This window comes from Umezawaea sp. (assembly GCF_057122925.1).
The window spans coordinates 41,213-56,778 of sequence record NZ_DBNGPQ010000035.1 but is presented as its reverse complement, the minus strand read 5'-3'; the positions used below and the strand labels follow the sequence as shown (position 1 = coordinate 56,778).

The 15,566-nt window shown below is 72.9% G+C and carries 18 protein-coding genes; 8 read left to right on the top strand and 10 right to left on the bottom strand.

Going from position 1 to position 15,566, the window contains the following annotated elements; all coding sequences use genetic code 11:
- The first annotated feature begins 18 nt into the window (after positions 1–18).
- The 5 genes from purU to AC156L_RS05495 all read left to right on the top strand — a co-directional run bounded on the left by purU (position 19) and on the right by AC156L_RS05495 (position 3,988).
- On the top strand, positions 19–894 hold the full coding sequence (purU, locus tag AC156L_RS05515; protein ID WP_330875798.1) for a formyltetrahydrofolate deformylase: 876 nt from the start codon (positions 19–21) through the stop codon (positions 892–894).
- 137 nt (positions 895–1,031) lie between these two features.
- Positions 1,032–1,922, top strand: coding sequence for a hypothetical protein (locus tag AC156L_RS05510; protein WP_330875797.1), 891 nt, complete (start codon positions 1,032–1,034; stop codon positions 1,920–1,922).
- A gap of 58 nt (positions 1,923–1,980) precedes the next feature.
- A complete protein-coding gene (locus tag AC156L_RS05505) occupies positions 1,981–2,133 on the top strand; it encodes a hypothetical protein (protein ID WP_330875796.1) in 153 nt (50 codons plus the stop codon).
- Positions 2,134–2,173: 40 nt separating this feature from the next.
- Positions 2,174–3,253 (top strand): LOG family protein, encoded by a 1,080-nt coding sequence (locus AC156L_RS05500; RefSeq protein ID WP_330875795.1) that lies wholly within the window; start codon positions 2,174–2,176, stop codon positions 3,251–3,253.
- A gap of 78 nt (positions 3,254–3,331) precedes the next feature.
- Positions 3,332–3,988 carry a M15 family metallopeptidase gene (locus AC156L_RS05495; protein WP_330875794.1) on the top strand — a complete coding sequence of 219 codons (657 nt, stop codon included), beginning with the start codon at positions 3,332–3,334 and terminating at the stop codon, positions 3,986–3,988.
- A gap of 3 nt (positions 3,989–3,991) precedes the next feature.
- Here the strand turns inward: AC156L_RS05495 and AC156L_RS05490 are convergent, their stop codons facing one another.
- A complete protein-coding gene (locus AC156L_RS05490) occupies positions 3,992–4,555 on the bottom strand; it encodes a YbaK/EbsC family protein (protein WP_330875793.1) in 564 nt (187 codons plus the stop codon).
- A 71-nt stretch (positions 4,556–4,626) separates the two neighbouring features.
- Between AC156L_RS05490 and AC156L_RS05485 the strand changes: the two genes are divergently transcribed.
- The gene (locus AC156L_RS05485; RefSeq protein WP_330875792.1) at positions 4,627–5,385 is read left to right on the top strand and encodes a MerR family transcriptional regulator; all 759 of its coding nucleotides are present in this window, start codon (positions 4,627–4,629) and stop codon (positions 5,383–5,385) included.
- A 32-nt stretch (positions 5,386–5,417) separates the two neighbouring features.
- Here the strand turns inward: AC156L_RS05485 and AC156L_RS05480 are convergent, their stop codons facing one another.
- The 5 genes from AC156L_RS05480 to AC156L_RS05460 all read right to left on the bottom strand — a co-directional run bounded on the left by AC156L_RS05480 (position 5,418) and on the right by AC156L_RS05460 (position 8,255).
- Positions 5,418–5,966 (bottom strand): type 1 glutamine amidotransferase domain-containing protein, encoded by a 549-nt coding sequence (locus AC156L_RS05480; protein WP_330875791.1) that lies wholly within the window; start codon positions 5,964–5,966, stop codon positions 5,418–5,420.
- Positions 5,967–5,994: 28 nt separating this feature from the next.
- Positions 5,995–6,699 carry an alpha/beta fold hydrolase gene (locus AC156L_RS05475; RefSeq protein WP_330875790.1) on the bottom strand — a complete coding sequence of 235 codons (705 nt, stop codon included), beginning with the start codon at positions 6,697–6,699 and terminating at the stop codon, positions 5,995–5,997.
- Positions 6,696–7,016, bottom strand: coding sequence for a DUF2516 family protein (locus tag AC156L_RS05470; RefSeq protein WP_414719865.1), 321 nt, complete (start codon positions 7,014–7,016; stop codon positions 6,696–6,698). The genes AC156L_RS05475 and AC156L_RS05470 overlap by 4 nt, the downstream gene beginning before the upstream one ends.
- A 142-nt stretch (positions 7,017–7,158) precedes the next feature.
- Positions 7,159–7,845, bottom strand: a complete 687-nt coding sequence (locus AC156L_RS05465) for a helix-hairpin-helix domain-containing protein (RefSeq protein WP_330875788.1) — start codon at positions 7,843–7,845, stop codon at positions 7,159–7,161.
- Between the two features lie 5 nt (positions 7,846–7,850).
- Positions 7,851–8,255, bottom strand: a complete 405-nt coding sequence (locus AC156L_RS05460; RefSeq protein WP_330875787.1) for a helix-turn-helix domain-containing protein — start codon at positions 8,253–8,255, stop codon at positions 7,851–7,853.
- 125 nt (positions 8,256–8,380) lie between these two features.
- On the opposite strand from AC156L_RS05460, the gene tgmC reads away from it, so the two are divergent.
- Entirely contained in the window at positions 8,381–9,538 is a 1,158-nt protein-coding gene (gene tgmC, locus AC156L_RS05455) for an ATP-grasp peptide maturase system methyltransferase (protein ID WP_330875786.1), read from the top strand.
- Here the strand turns inward: tgmC and AC156L_RS05450 are convergent.
- Positions 9,535–9,930, bottom strand: a complete 396-nt coding sequence (locus tag AC156L_RS05450; protein WP_330875785.1) for a TFIIB-type zinc ribbon-containing protein — start codon at positions 9,928–9,930, stop codon at positions 9,535–9,537. The two genes, tgmC and AC156L_RS05450, sit on opposite strands and share 4 nt — an antisense overlap.
- An 85-nt stretch (positions 9,931–10,015) precedes the next feature.
- Here AC156L_RS05450 and AC156L_RS05445 point away from each other — a divergent pair, with 85 nt between their 5' ends.
- Positions 10,016–12,031: an NACHT domain-containing protein gene (locus AC156L_RS05445; protein WP_330875784.1), complete on the top strand. Its 2,016-nt coding sequence runs from the start codon at positions 10,016–10,018 to the stop codon at positions 12,029–12,031.
- Here AC156L_RS05445 and AC156L_RS05440 read toward each other — a convergent pair.
- From AC156L_RS05440 to AC156L_RS05430, 3 genes are read right to left on the bottom strand one after another with little or no spacing between them, the layout of a single operon-like run.
- Positions 12,000–14,297 carry an ABC transporter permease gene (locus AC156L_RS05440; protein ID WP_330875783.1) on the bottom strand — a complete coding sequence of 766 codons (2,298 nt, stop codon included), beginning with the start codon at positions 14,295–14,297 and terminating at the stop codon, positions 12,000–12,002. The genes AC156L_RS05445 and AC156L_RS05440 overlap by 32 nt on opposite strands.
- Positions 14,294–14,968: an ABC transporter ATP-binding protein gene (locus AC156L_RS05435; RefSeq protein ID WP_330875782.1), complete on the bottom strand. Its 675-nt coding sequence runs from the start codon at positions 14,966–14,968 to the stop codon at positions 14,294–14,296. The genes AC156L_RS05440 and AC156L_RS05435 overlap by 4 nt, the downstream gene beginning before the upstream one ends.
- Positions 14,965–15,489: a PadR family transcriptional regulator gene (locus AC156L_RS05430; RefSeq protein ID WP_330875781.1), complete on the bottom strand. Its 525-nt coding sequence runs from the start codon at positions 15,487–15,489 to the stop codon at positions 14,965–14,967. The genes AC156L_RS05435 and AC156L_RS05430 overlap by 4 nt, the downstream gene beginning before the upstream one ends.
- Between the last annotated feature and the right edge of the window lie 77 nt (positions 15,490–15,566).

Here is a 15,566-nt window from a genome sequence, read left to right as displayed (position 1 = left end):
CCTGGATACTCCTACCCCGTGCCCCAGCCTGAGCGCCGCTACGTCATCACCTTCGGGTGCCCCGACCGGACGGGCATCGTCGCCCGGATCTCCTCGTTCCTCGCCGACCACGGCGGCTGGATCGTGGAGGCGGCCTACCACACCGACCCGGACACGGGCTGGTTCTTCACGCGCCAGGAGGTGCGGGCGGACTCGCTGCCGTTCGGCGCGACGGAGCTGCGCGCCCGGTTCACCGAGATCGCGCGGGAGCTGGGCGGGACCACGAGCTGGCGGATCACCGACACCGGCGAGCGCAAGCGCGTCGTCATCCTGGTGTCGAAGGAGGGCCACTGCCTCTACGACCTGCTCGGCCGGGTCGCGGCGGGCGAGCTGGACGCCGACGTGGCCGCGGTCATCGGCAACCACGCCGACCTCGCGGGCATCACCAGGGCGCACGGCATCCCGTTCCACCACGTGCCGTTCCCGGCCAACGACCCCCAGGGCAAGCAGGCCGCGTTCGCCCAGCTGCGGCAGCTGGTGGACGCGAACAGGCCGCACGCCGTCGTGCTGGCGAGGTTCATGCAGATCCTGCCGCCCGAGCTGTGCGCCGACTGGATCGGCAAGGCGATCAACATCCACCACAGCTTCCTGCCGTCGTTCGTCGGTGCCCGCCCGTACCACCAGGCGCACCGCCGCGGCGTGAAGCTGGTCGGGGCGACCTGCCACTACGTGACGGCCGACCTGGACGCGGGGCCGATCATCGAGCAGGACGTGATCAGGGTCGACCACGGCGACGCCATCGGCGACATGGTCCGAAAAGGACGGGACGTGGAGAAGGCCGTGCTGGCGCGGGGTTTGCGCTGGCACCTGGAGGACAGGGTGCTGGTGCACGGCAACCAGACCGTCATCTTCTGATGCCCGCGAGCGCACCCCGCGCCGCCTGAAGGCGCAGACCCCGCCGTCCGGCGAAACTCGGGTGAACCGGTCGCCGCCCGGATGCGTGTACGAGTCGCACACCGAATCCCGGCTCGCCACACCACTCGGAGAACCCCATGCCGCGCAAGCACGTCTGGCCCCTCGCCGCCCTCCTCGCGGTCGGGACGATCGCGCTGTCCGCCTGCGGTGGCACCACCGGCGGCACCGCGGCCCCCGCACCGGCCCCCGCCCAGTCGCGGACCGGGGACGCCGAGGACGCGACGCTGCTCTCGGGCACCGCGCGGTCGAACAAGGCGGACGAGAAGGCCGGTGACACGGCCCCGCCGGAGGCCCCGGTCGAGGTCAAGGAGAAGTGGGTCTCGCTGCGCGCCTCCGCGGCGGGCGACCTGGACCCCGTGGTGGTCAACGGTTCCGGGTTCACGCTGTACCGGTTCGACAAGGACTCCGCGGACCCGTCCAGGGCGACCTGCGACGACGAGTGCGCCAAGACGTGGCCGCCCGTGACGGTCGCCAAGGGCGGCAAGGTCTTCATCGCGGGCGTCGAGCAGGCGGACGTCGGCTTCGTGAAGCGCGAAGACGGCCACGTCCAGGTCACGCTGAAGGGCTGGCCGCTCTACCGGTTCGCCAAGGACGTCAACCCCGGTGACACGCTCGGCCAGGGCGTCGGCGGCACGTGGTTCGGCACCACCCCGAACGGCGCGAAGGCGGGCCCGGCGGAGAAGCCCGTCCCGCCGGTCGCCGCGCCCGACGCGAAGCCCGCCCAGTCCGCGACCCTGTTCAGCGGCAAGAACTTCGACGACACCAGCGGCACCAACTTCGCCACCGGCATCGCCACCCCCGGCTGCAACGACCTGCGCGGCGGCTTCCTCTCGCTGACCGTCAGCGGCTCCATGAAGGTCTGGTCCGAGGTCGGCTGCAAGGGCAAGTCGGCGGTCGTGACCGACGACGTGCCGAACCTGGCCGCGCTCGGGTTCCCGTCGGGCGTCAAGTCCGTCTTCCTGGGCTGAGGCACCGCACCGTGAGGGCGCTGGTGGTCGCGGCGGTCTCCGCCGCGCTGCTCGCCGGGTGCTCGCAGGGCGTGCCCGGCCGGGCGAGCAGGACGGCGACGTCGGCCCCGGCGCGGGCGACGCGAAGGGCGAGACCATTCCGTCCGGTTTCGCACGGGTCGAGGGGTTCCTCACCGGCTCGGCCCGGTCCTGCACGACCCGTTACCGCTGACCGGGGGTGATCCCGGTCCGCGCCGCCGTAGGATTCGGCGGTGCGAACCGAGATCAGCGACCTCGACCAGCTGCGCGCGGCGACCGACCTGCGCGGCGCGGTCCTCACCGGCCTCGACCTGACGGGTGAGGACGTCCGGGGGCCGCTCGACGGCGCGCTGTTCCTCGGCTGCCTGCTGTCCCCGGCGTTGCAGCGGCGGGCGGAAGCCGCGGGGGCGCTGACGTTCCCGGCCATCCCGGACGTGCCGTACGACGTGTACCGGACCAGGCTCTACACGCCCGCCGAGCTGTTCGCGGGCTTCGACCCGACGACACCCGCGTCCTACGCCGACACCCCGGACGCGCGGATCTACCGGCACAGCAGGCGCCTCGGGAAGCACCCCGACCCGCTGCACGCGCTGGCCGAACGGCTGCACGACCACGCCATCACCGAGGCCCTGGACGAGGTGCTGACCGGGAAGCCGGTGGCCGTCATGGGCGGCCACGCGCTGGGCCGCGACTCCGCCGGGTACCGCGCGGCCGTCGACCTCGGCGTCGCGCTGGGCCGGGCGGGCCTCACCGTGCTGACCGGCGGCGGGCCGGGCGCGATGGAGGCCGTGCCGCTCGGCGTCCGGCTGGCCGACGGCGGCGACGTGGCCGACGTGCTCGGCCGGATCTCCGCCGCGCCGGGGTTCGGCGGCGACGACGAGAGCATCGGGCGGTGGCTGGCGGCGTTCCCGACCGACCTGCCGTCCGGCCCCGCGCCCCGCACGATCGGCATCCCGACCTGGTTCTACGGCCACGAGCCGCCCAACCCGGCGTGCGAGCTGCACGCGAAGTACTTCGCGAACTCCGTGCGCGAGGAGGGCCTGCTGACCGTCGCCACCGGCGGGATCGTGTACACGCCGGGCAAGGCCGGGACCGTGCAGGAGGTGTTCCAGGACTTCTGCCAGAACTACTACGGGAGCGTGGGCCCGGCCGCCCCCATGGTGTTCCTCGGCAAGGACTTCTGGCTGAACGAGGTGCCCGCCGCCCCGCTGGTGCAGCAGCTCGCCCGCGGGCGCGACGCCGAGCGGTGGATCGTCGTCACCGACGACGTCGAGGAGGCCCTCGCCATGCTCCAGGAGTACCAGGAGGGGTGAACCCGGCCCGACGCGCGGCCGACCACGGGTTCGTCGGTCACAATCACCGTTTTCCCGACGAGCACCGCAGGTGACACCGTGACCGAACTCGTGCTGCTGTCCAACCCCCGCGTGGCCGACCTGCCCGCGCGGGAGTGCGGGGAGCCCCTCGTGGACCTCCGCACGATCGGGGAGCTGGCGCTCGACGACCGCCAGGCCGACCCGGCCGGGGCGTACGTGCACCTCAGGGCCGGGGTGGTGGAGCGGCTGCTCGTCGCGCAGGGGCACCTGCCCGCGGGCGTGCGGCTGCTGGTCGTGGAGGCGTACCGGCCGCTGTGGCTCCAGGAGCGGTACTTCGAGGAGTACGCCGGGGTGCTGCGCTCGGACAACCCGTCGTGGAGCGAGACCGAGGTCCGGGACCAGGCCAGCAGGTACATCTCGCCGCCGGAGATCGCGCCGCACGTCAGCGGGGCAGCCGTCGACCTGACGCTGTGCACCGAGAGCGGCGAGGAGCTGCCGATGGGCACCGAGGTCAACGCGTCACCGGAGGAGAGCGCGAACGCCTGCTACACCGACGCGCCCGACATCCCGCCGACGGCCAGGGACAACCGGCGGCTGCTGGTGCGCGCCCTGCGCACCGCGGGTCTGGTCAACTACCCCACCGAGTGGTGGCACTGGTCCTACGGCGACCGGTACTGGGCCATGCTCACCGGAGCCCCCGCCGCCCTGTACGGCCCGCGGGACCTGCGGCTCTGACGGTCACCCGACCGGTCGCGACAGCCCCTCCACGACCTCGGCACCCGGCAGCTTCACCAGCACGTCGCCGGGCACCAGCAGCTTGCTGCCCCTGATCCCGCTGCCGATCACCAGTTCCGGGGCGGCGGCGACCTCGGGTGACAGCAGGACCGGCCAGTCCTGCGGCACCCCGACGGGCGTGATGCCGCCGTACTCCATGCCGGTCAGCGACACGGCGTCGTCCATCGGCGCGAAGGACGCCCGCCTGGCGTCCAACCGCCGCCGGACCACCCCGTTCACGTCGGCCCGAGCGGTGGCCAGGACCATGCAGGCCGCGTACCGGGTCACGTCCCCGCGCCGCCCGGCGACGACGACGCAGTTCGCGGACGCGGACAGCGGCGACCCGTAGAACGCGCAGAACTCGGCCGTGTCCGCCAGGGCCGGGTCGATCTCCGACACGGCGCACCGGGCGGCGTCGGACGGGTCCAGCGCGCGGAGCGCGGCCGCCACCGGGGCGGCCACCAGGTCGAGGCGGTCGAGGGCGGGTACGGGCGTCAGGGAGCCTGCGATGGTCCACACCCCGACCATCCTGCCAAACGACGCTTGACGTTGACGCAGCGTCAACGCCTACCGTTGGTCGGGCGAGGGAGGACAGGGACATGGCCTGGTCGACCGCCGAGGTCGCACGGATGTCGGGGGTGACGTCGCGAACGCTGCGGCACTACGACGCCATCGGCCTGCTGGTGCCCGCGCGGGTCGGGACCAACGGCTACCGGTTCTACGAGCGCGAGCAGGTGCTCCGGTTGCAGCAGATCCTGCTGCTGCGCGAGCTGGGGCTGGGGCTCGACACCGTCGGGGAGGTGCTCGACGGGAGGCACCGGGCGGTCGACGTGCTGCGCAACCACGAGCGGTGGTTGCGGGCCGAGCAGGAACGGCTGGGGCTGCTGGCCTCCACCGTGGCGAAGACGATCGAGGAGATGGAAGGAGGTGAGAACGTGAAGATGGAGGAGTTGTTCGAGGGGTTCGACGCCGACAAGCAGGCCCGCTACGAGGAGGAGCTCGTCGAGCGCTACGGCGAGGGCGCCAAGGAGCACATCGCCGAGAGCAAGGCGAAGATGCGGTCCTGGGACAAGGCGGAGGTCGACCGGTTCACGGCCGAGTGGAAGGACGTCGCCGAGCGGTACGCGGCGCTGTTCGACGCGGGGGTGGCGGTCGACGCGCCCGAGGCGCTGGAGCTGACCGACCGCCACTACCGCTGGATCTGCCTGAGCTGGACGCCCAACCGGGAGTCCTACACGGGCCTCGGCCGGCTGTACGTGGACGCGCCGGACTTCAAGTCGCAGTTCGACGCGCACGCCGAGGGCTTCGCGGAGTACGTGCGGGACGCCATCGCCGCCTACGCGCGGGCGCGGCTGTAGGGGACGTCACCGGGAGCTGCAGATCCCGGTGATCAGCCGAGGCCGAAGGCCTTGAGCGACTCCCGGTTGAAGTCCTCCAGGTCGCCGGGGTTCCGGCTCGTGACGAGGGTCCAGCCGTTCATCACGCACACCTGGACCTCGACGTCGTCCCAGCTCCCGCCCGCGTTGCGGATGTCGGTCTTGAGGCTGGGGAACGAGGTCAGCATCTTGCCCCGCACGACGTCCGCCTCCACCAGCAGCCACGGACCGTGGCAGATGGCGGCGACGGGCTTGCCCGCGGCCACGTGCTCCTGCACGATCCGCACCGCGTCGGGCTGCATGCGCAGCAGGTCGGAGTTCGCGACCCCGCCGGGGATCACCAGCGCGTCGTAGTCGCCGTCGACGGCGTCGGCGAACGCCACGTCCACGTCGAACGTGTCGGCGGGCGTGAGGTGGTTGTACCCCTGGACGGTGCCGAGCTTCGGGCCCAACAGCCGCGGCACGCCGCCCGCCTTCTCGACGTGCTGCCACGGGTCGGTGAGCTCGATCTGCTCGATGCCCTCGTCGGCCACCAGGAAAGCGATCTTCTTCTGTTCAGCCATGGCCCTCGGTTACCCGAACGACCTGGCCTCACACACGGGTGAAGTCGACCAGCAGCGCCCGGAGTTCACGCCGATGGGTGACGAGCGGCGTGCGCGACGGGTACACCTCCAGCACACCCGCGGGGAACGCGGCGGCCATCGCCTTCGCGACCGGTTCGGGGTGCAGCGGATCGTCCGTCGCGGCCACGACCAGCACCGGGGCGGTCACGCGGGCCAGCACGCCGGGCTCGGCGACGCTCACCTGGCCGGGCATCGCCGCGACGGCCGCGCTGAGCCGCCGGAACGCCGCCGCGCGAGCCTGGAGGTAGGCGCCCGCGTCGACGCCCTCGGGGAGTTCGACCGCGTTGACCAGGTCTTCCACGGTCTGCCGGGGGCGGGGCCGGTCGAGGGTGGCGGGCAGCAGCAGTGCCACCCGCTCGAACGCGTCGGGCCGGGAGGCGAGCAGCGCCACGAGCGCGCCCGCGCCGAGCGAGACGCCGATGGCGCGGGTGGCCCCGACCTCCTGGGCGACGTCCCACAGGTCGCGGGCGATCCGCGGGTACGTCCAGTAGCCGTCGGGCGCGTCGGCGGCACCGCTGTGCGACGGGAGCGTCACGATGACGCGGGTCCCCGGCAGGCCGGAGGCGGGGATGCGGGCTTCACCGGCGGTGGCGCCCAGCCCGTGGACGATCAGCGTGGTCGGCCCGCCGCTGCCGAACGCCTGCCAGCGCAGACCGCTGGGCAGGGGGTTCACCAGCGCGGACCGCGCTGGATCTCGATCAGCTTCGGCCGGACGTCCACCACGTAGATCATCACCGCGACGACGCCCGCCAGCCAGAACATGCCGCCGGGGCTGCTGAGCTGGAAGACCATGAGCACGAACGCGCCACCGCCGGTGATGCCGAGCCACGCGGGCTTGGTCAGCCTCTCGGCGGCCGTGAAGGCGTCGGCGCGCTGCGTCACGGCGTGCGCGAACGCGTACACACCCATGATCAGCGCGGCCCAGCCCACCCCGTAGAGGATCCAGGCATCCAGGTACAGGGGGTTGAACGGTGGCACCCTCGAGAACAACACGGGACCCAGAGTACGTGCCGTATCAAGGCCGCGACGTCGTCGCGGCGGCTCGGCCGCTCCCGGACGGCAGTTCGGGCCCCGATCGTCGTCGAGGCCCGACCTGCCGACGCGGCCTCGCGGCCCACGTGGTGACCCGGTGCTACTTGGTGGTGCTCGGCGACTTGCGGGCCGGGGTCGTGCGGGTGGTGCTCGACGGCTTGGTCGCCGTGACCGCGGGCTTGCGCGGGGCGGTCCGGTTGGCGGCCTTGCGGGTGGTGCTGCGCACCTCGTGCGCCACCTCGCCGCCGACCTCCTCGACCGTCTCGGCGATGGCCTCGCTGACGTCGTCGATGGCGACGGCGGTCTTCTCGCCGACCGAACGGGTGCGGCGGGTGACCTTGCCGAGGACGTCGTCCGCGATCTCGCGGGCGTCGGCGGCGGCGGACTCGGCGCGCTTCTGCGCGGCCTCCACGGCCTCCTCGACCTGAGCGGTGGCCTTCTTGACCTGGGGCTGCGAGCGCAGCTTCTCCAGCGTCGCCTCGCCCTGCTCGGCCAGGTAGCTGTAGAGGTGCAGCGCGGACTGGGTGTAGGCGTCGACCAGCTTGCGCAGTTCGGCGGGCTCCAGCCTCTCGCGGAGACCGGCGACCTCGCCGGGCAGCTCGTCGACCGCGGTCTTCGCGGCCTCGGCGCGCTCGTCGAGCGTGTGCTTGGCCTTGTTCAGGGCCTCGATGACGGCCTTCGTGGCCAGGTCACCGGCGCCGAGAGCGGCGAGCAGCGGGGTGCGCGCGGCGGCGGCGGCCTGCTCGCCCGCCTTGCGCAGCTCTTCCTGGCTGGGGATGTTCGGCATGGAGATCACTCCTCGGGTTCGTTACCGTCCACATCGGACTTCGACTGCTTGGCGGCGTTCTCCCGCCGGAAGGACTCGTAGACGTCGAGCAGCACCTGCTTCTGCCGCTCGGTCAGCTCTGGTGCGGCGGCGATCGCGTCGGCCAACGCGCCGCCCTCCCGCTGTTGCAGGATCCCGGCCTCGACGTAGAGCGCCTCGGCGGAGATCCGCAGCCCCTTCGCGATCTGCTGGAGGATCTCCGCGCTCGGCTTGCGCAGGCCCCGCTCGATCTGGCTGAGGTACGGGTTCGAGACACCGGCGAGCTTCGACAGCTCCCGCAACGAGATCTTCGCGTTGCTGCGCTGCTGCTTGATGTAGTCGCCGATGTCGCGGCCGAGGTCGGCCACCGCCTTGTCGATGGACTTGTCCACGGCGGGGTCTCCTTCCGTCCGGCTCGACAACGACGTTACGCGCGGGTGCTAGCAGTTGCAAGCAGGCTGCTAGCAAAACCCCCGTGGCCTCCGACACACCGGTAAAGTCGGAGGTGGGAGCCCACGTGCACGAGACCGCGAACGACGCGACCGCACTCCGCACCCGCTTGGTCGACGACCTGCTCGCCGACGGCGCGGTGCGCGATCCGCGCTGGGCACGGGCGTTCCGCGAGGTGGACCGGCACGCGTTCCTGCCCCGGTTCTTCCGCCAGCTGACCGACGGCCGGTGGGGTCCGGTCGACGCGGACGACCCCGACTGGCTCCCGCTCGTCTACCGCGACCGCGTGTGCGTGACCCAGCTCGACGGCGACGACGGGGCGTGGCAGCGGGCGGTCGACGAGGGCGCCGTGCACGGGGTGCCCACGTGCTCGTCGAGCATGCCGACGATCATGGCGATCATGCTGGAGGCGCTGCGCGTCCAGCCGGGCCACGACGTGCTGGAGATCGGCGCGGGCACGGGCTACAACGCGGCGCTGCTGTGCCACGTGCTGGGCGCCGAGCACGTGACGACCGTCGACGTCGACCCCGGCGTGCTCGCCAGGGCCCGCGACCACCTGGCCGCGGTGGGCGGCGAACCGACGTGCGTCGTGGGCGACGGCGAGCTCGGGTGCCCCGAACGGGCGCCGTACGACCGGGTGCTCTGCACGTGCGCGGTGTCGCGGATCCCGACCGCGTGGCTCACCCAGACCAAGCCCGGCGGGCTCGTCGTGACGACGCTCAACCGGTCGATCGGCGCGGGCCTGGTGCGGTTGGTGTCGGACGGCCGCGGCGGTGGCCGGGGCCGGGTGCTGGCCGAGGACGGCCGGTTCATGCCGCTGCGCGCCCACGCCCACGGCTGGGCCGCCGACGTGCTGGAGATCGCCCGCGGCGCCCCCGCGGACGAGCGCGGGCGCACGGCGCTGGACCCGGAACTGGTGGTCGACCCCGGCAGCCCGTTCGAGTTCTTCGCGGGCCTCGTGCTCCCGGACGTCGTGGTGGGGCACGGGGACCGGCACCGCGTCCACCTCGCGCACCCCGACGGCTCGTGGGCCCGGCTGCGCACCGGTTCCCCGCGCGTCGAGCAGGGCGGTCCGCGCAGGCTGTGGCAGCTCGCCGAACGGGGCTACCGGCAGTGGCTCGACCTGGGCAGACCGCGCCGGGACCACTTCGCCTTCACCGTCGGCCCCGAGGGGCAGCGGTTCCACCTCGGCGACCTGGACTGGCCGGTCTGCTCACCGGGCTAGTCGAGCAGCTCCTCCAGGAAGCTGCGCCTGCGCGGCGGCGGGTAGTAGCCCGGTTGCTGGTACCCGTACCCCGGAGCGGGGTAGCCGGGCGGCGGCGTACCGGGCGGCGGCTGGTACGGCGGCGGAACCCCCGCGGGCTGCGAGGAGTGCGTGGGCGGCGCGGGCGGCGGCGGAGGCGGTGGAACCGCTGTGGGGTCTGGGTTCTCGTGCGGCAGCGGCAGCGGGATGTGCGCGGGCGGCGGGGCGTCGGCGTAGTGCTCGCGTTCCGCCGCCACGATCTGCTCCAGCTCGCCGCCGTCGAGGAAGACGCCGCGGCAGCGCTCGCACTGCTCGATGTGGACGCCACCCCGGTTGATGGTCCGCATGAGGTCCTGGCACTTGGGACAGATCACCACACGAGCGTACGCAGGAACGACACAGGTGACACGAGCGTGCCCGTGTCGACACCTGGTGTGACGGGTGAGTCATGATGCCGGGGTGTCCAGACTTCGCCAACGCGCTGTGCTCACGGGGTGCGCTCTCGCCGCTCTGCTCACGCTGGTCGGTCTGCTCGTCACGGGAGCGGGTGTCGACCCGCACGTCTGGCTGGGCGGACTGGCGATCGCGTTCCTGGTGTTCCTCGCCGTGCTCGACCCCTGGCTGCACCGCCGCCGCGCCGCGGGCCTCGCGACCGAGCAGAACCTCGACGCCGCGGCGAAAGCGCTCGCGACCGCGCTGCACCTCCAGTGGGCCGAGGAGTGCACGGCGCGCAAGTTGACCGAGCGCGGCGACCTGCTGGACCTGCACTGGACGGCCACCGAGCTGGACGTGAGCGACCGGCCCGCCGCTCCCCCCGGCCACAGCGACGGCGTGGTCGGCGCGTTCGAACGCCAGCCGCACCACCGGATCGTCGTGATCGGCGAACCCGGCAGCGGCAAGAGCACCGTCGCGATGCTGCTGACGATCGGCCTGCTGGACCGCTACCTCGACGGAGCGGTACCGGTGCTGCTGCCGCTCTCGACGTGGGACCCCGCCGTCGAGGACGTGCGGACGTGGATGACGCGCAGGCTCTACGAGGACCACCCCGCGCTGCGCAACACCGAGCTGTACGGCAGCTACGCGGCGGACCTGCTCGTCGAGCAGCGCCGGGTGTTCCCGATCCTGGACGGGCTGGACGAGATCCCGCAGGCACAGCGGGCGGAGGCGGTGCAGCGGATCAACCGGGCGTTCCCGGTGAAGTCGCCGCTGGTGATCACCAGCCGCATCGACGAGTTCGTGGACACCGTGTCGCGGGTCGGCGCGGTGCCCGGCGCGGACGTGGTGGAGCTGCACCCGCTGGACCTGGAGGAGGTCGCCGCCTACCTGCGCGCGGGCGCCGACCCCGTGAAGGCGGCGGGCTGGGAGCCGATCTTCCTGCACCTGCGCGCCGAACCGGAGGGCCACCTGGCGGAGGTGCTGTCGGTGCCGCTGATGGTGTGGCTGGCGAGCACGGTCTACGGCACGGGGGTCGGCGAGCCGTCCGAACTGCTGGACCGCACGAGGTTCGCCGACCAGAAGGCGATCGAGGACCACCTCGCGGACAGCCTGGTGGAGCGGGTGTTCGGCAACGTCGACACGGCGTACCAGGCGCACGCGAGCCAGGCGTGGCCCCGCGACCAAGCCCGGCGCTGGCTGGGGTTCCTGGCGCGGCAGATGCGCGACCAGGGCGTCCGCGAGCTGGGCTGGTGGGACCTGCGGCGGTCGGTCGGCAACGCGTGGCTCGCACTGCTCGGCGCGCTCGCCGTCGGCTCGATCGGCGGGTTCGGCGTCGGCTGGCTGATGGCGTACGCGGGCACCCCCGGCATCGCCCCGTTGACCGGGCTCATCGCGGGCGCCGTGGTCGCGGTCGCCGCGCTGACGGCGTCCAGCAGGGCGTTCCGCGCCAGGACGGCGAAACCGCGCCTCGGCGTGTGGCGCAGCCTGGTCGTGACGAGCGGGACCATCGGCACGGCGACCGGTCTCGTGTTCGGCGCCCTGTACGGGCTGTCCGCGGGGCTGGTGGTCGGGCTCGGTCTGGCGGTGGCGACCGCGCTGCGGTTCGCCACCGCCAGTTCCACCGAGCTGACCCACCCGTCGAGCCCGCAGTGGACCATGGCGCGCGACCGCATGGCCGTGTGGACCGGTTCCCTCGTGCTGGGTGTGGTCTTCGGTGCGGCCGCGGCCATGGTGTTCGGCGTGCACCAGAGCGGCATGATCGGCCTCGGCCTGTCGTCCGGTCTGCTGCTGGGTTTCGCGCTGTCCGTGCTGCACCTGCGCTGGTGGTGGTTCACCGTGGCGCGGATCTGGCTGGCCGCGCGGATGAGGCTGCCGTGGGAGCTGATGGTGTTCCTCGACGACGCCCGCAAGCTCGGCGTGCTGCGCCAGGCCGGTGCCTGCTACCAGTTCCGCCACGCACTGGTGCAGGACCGCCTGGCCGACAAGCCCGTCGCGCGCGGGATCGGGCTCATTCCGCGCGCAACCCCGTCGCGCCGGTAGCCCTCCGCACCGCGGGCAGGGTGCACAGGGTCACGAGCAGCGCCACGCCCACGACCGTCGCGGTCAGCACCCCGATCCCGGTCAGGTCGAGCCCCAGCGGGAGGAGCGACACCCGCTGGTACAGCAGGCCCGTCCCCGACCCGACCGCCACCGCGACCAGGACGGCGAGCCCCAGCGGCACCGCGTTCTGCCACAGCAGCGACCACAGCAGCGTGCTTCGCGGCACCCCTCCGGCCGCGAGCACCGCCAACGGCCGCCGCCGCGTGCGCACCTGCTCCAGCGCGAGGACCAGCAGGCTCGCTCCGGCGAGCACCACCACGAGCAGCGTCCCGGCGAGGAACACCTGCCGCAGCGTCCGGTAGTCCGAGGCCTTGTCCTCCGGGTCGGGGGGAAGGAACGACCTGGTCAGCGAGTGCCGTCCGACCGGTCCGAAAGCGGTGATCGCACGGTCGAGCGCGTCCGGCACGGACGGGTCCAGCACCACTTCGAGACGACCGCGGGTGCCGGTCACGTCGAGCCCGCCGAGCGCGCCGGGGGTGAGGAGGACCTGGTACAGCGAGCCGTTCTGCGAGGCCTCGACGTCGAGCAGCTCGGGAACGGTCCACTGGCCGCTCACCCGCACCTGGGTCGCGAAGTCGAGGACGTCGACGACCTCACCCGCCTCCGGCCCCTCCTCGGAGGTACCGCGGACCCGGAACCCGTCGCCGTCCTGGCACTGGTCGAACCGCGCGATCGAGCGCAGGGACGCGCACGACCCGACGGACACGCCGAACGGCGTGACCGACCCCGCCCGCCGGACGGTGAACTGCCGCACGGCCACGACCGACCGGACGCCCTCGGTCGCGCGGACGTCCTCGGCGATCGCGTCGATGCGAGCGCTCAGGGTTTCGGGTACGTAGGCCATGAACAGGTTGCGCTCCACGTCCGACACGCCCAGCTGCCGATCCCGGACACCGGCCTCCTGGCCGATCATCATCGTCTGGAGCGCGATGCCGCCCGCGAGCACGACGGCGACCCCGCCCACGACCCTGGCGGCCGAGCCGCTGTCCATCTGGAGCCTGCGCACGGCGAGCTGCCACGACGGTGGCCCGCCCCGGAACCGCCCGACCGACCGCTCGACGACCCACGGCAGCACCAGGGGAATCCCCAGCAGCAGCAGGGCGACCGCCGCGAGCGTCAGCTCGGGGTTCCCCCTGAGGGGGTGCTCCAGGAGCGTCTCGGCCTGGACCGCCAGCAGGCCGACGCCCGCGAGGATCGGCGCGAACCGCCACCACAGCCGCCGCCGCGCGGGTGCGGACTGGCGCACCACGCCGAGCGGGTCGACGACGCTGCCGCGCATGGTGACCAGCGCGGTCGCGACCGACAGCACGGGCACGACGACCACCACCAGCAGGGCCAGCAGCGGGTGCGGGGTCAGGTCGCTCGCGAACGTGCTGACCCCGAACAGCTCGACGCGTTCCACGAACCCCCGCAGGCCGAGGAAGGCGCCCGCGCCGAGCACCAGGCCCACGACGGCGCCCGCCAGCGCGTCCCCGGTGGAGATCCTCCGCACCTGGCGGGCGCTCGCGCCGAGCAGCCGCAGCGCCGCCAGCCTGCGTTCGCGTTCCGGACCGGCGAGCCGGGTGCCGATCGTGACGAAGACCAGCACCGGCAGCAGCAGCACGACCGCGCCGATGAGGCCCAGCGCCCAGTACCAGGGGTTGGTGCCGGCCCGCGGGTGCGCGCGATCGAGCCCGAACGAGTAGAACGCGGTCCGGTCGTTCTTCTCGATGGTCGAGTCACCAGCGATGAACAGCAGGTGGTTCGGACCGATCAGGCCCTCCTGGGAGATGGTCCCGACGACCCGCTGCGGGAACCTGGGCCGCAGCAGTTCGCCCTTGGGCGAGGCCAGCAGGTCGGCGAGCGCGGGCGAGACCACGATCTCCCCGTCACCCGGTATCCGTTGCAGACCAGGGGGGATCGGGGCGCGCGGGCCGCCGGGCCAGACGTAGCTGCCCATGATCTCCTCGCGGCCGAAGTTCTCCGGGGCGTAGGCGCGGTAGAGCGGATCCACGCCGGGAGGCCGCTCCTCACCGGGTTGCACCCTGGACGCGTCCTGCCGGGCCTGCCGCTCCCCGAACGCGGTCGGCGCGGAGGCGCCGACGAACAGCACCGCCACACCAACCCCGACGCTGACACCCGTCAGCGCGAGCCGCCGCCACGACGACCGGCCGCCGCCGAACGCGATGCGGACGCCGAGCGCGAGGTCGTTCACCCAGCCCTTCACCCGGCGTGCTCCACGAGGCGGGACCGGCCGTCGCGGACGACGACCTCGCGGTCGGCGTACGCGGCCACGCGCGGTTCGTGGGTGACCAGGACCACGGCGGCGGCGGTCGCGCGGGCGGCGGCGAGGAACAGGGTCATCACGCGTTCGCCGTTGAGCGAGTCGAGCGCGCCGGTCGGCTCGTCGGCGAAGATCACCTTCGGCGAGGTGACCAGCGCGCGGGCGACCGCCACGCGCTGCCCCTGGCCGCCGGACGTCTCGCCGGGCCGTTTCGCGGCGACGTCGGCGACCTCCAGCTCCTCCAGCCACTCGGTCGCGCGGCGCTCGGCGTCCCGCCGCTTGACCCCGGCCAGGCGGAGCGGCAGCGCGACGTTCTCGACGCAGGACAGCTCGGGCACGAGCCTGCCGAACTGGAAGACGAAGCCGAACTCGGTGCGGCGCAGCTCGCTGCGCCTGCCGTCGGACATGGTGCCGAGGTCGACGCCCCGGTAGTGGACCTCGCCCGCGTCGGGGGTCAGGATGCCCGCGAGGCAGTGCAGCAGCGTGGACTTGCCGGAACCCGACGGCCCCATGATCGCGACGATCTCGCCCTGGTCGACGGAGAGGCCCGCGCCCGCGAGCGCGGGGGTGGGGCCGAAGGCCTTGTGCAGGTCGGTGGCGGACAGCAGGGTCATCGGGCGACCCGCTTCCTCAGCTGGTCGAGGCGGGCGGTGGTGAGTTCGAGCCAGCGCAGGTCGGCTTCGAGGTGGAACAGGGCGTAGTCGCAGATGAGCTGGTCGGCGAGGTCTCCCCCGGTCTTGCGGCGGGTCAGCTCGCGCATGGCGTTCAGGTGGGCGGCGCGCTGGGTGTCGAGCACGTCCGCGGCCTCGCGGCCGGACAGCAGCGCCAGCACGACCTTCGTGTACAGCGTGTTCTGGAGGTACGGCTCGGGCTTCTCCGGCGTGACGAGCCACTTCTCGACGTCGGTGACGCCCGCGTCGGTGATCGCGTACCGCTTCCGGTCCGGCCCCGAGCCGGACTCGACGCCCGCTTCCTGGACGAGTCCGTTGCGCAGCAGGCGGGACAGCGTCGTGTACACCTGCCCGTAGTGCAGGGGCCGGTCCTGGCCGAACCGGTCGTCGTAGGCCTTCTTGAGGTCGTACCCGTGGCCGGGGCCGCGTTCGAGCAGACCGAGCAGGGCGTGTCCGAGTGACATGCCGGCGACTATACACACGAGGTATACACACGGTTCATACCCCTGGAAGACAGGTTGGGTCGGGTGGATGGGCCCCT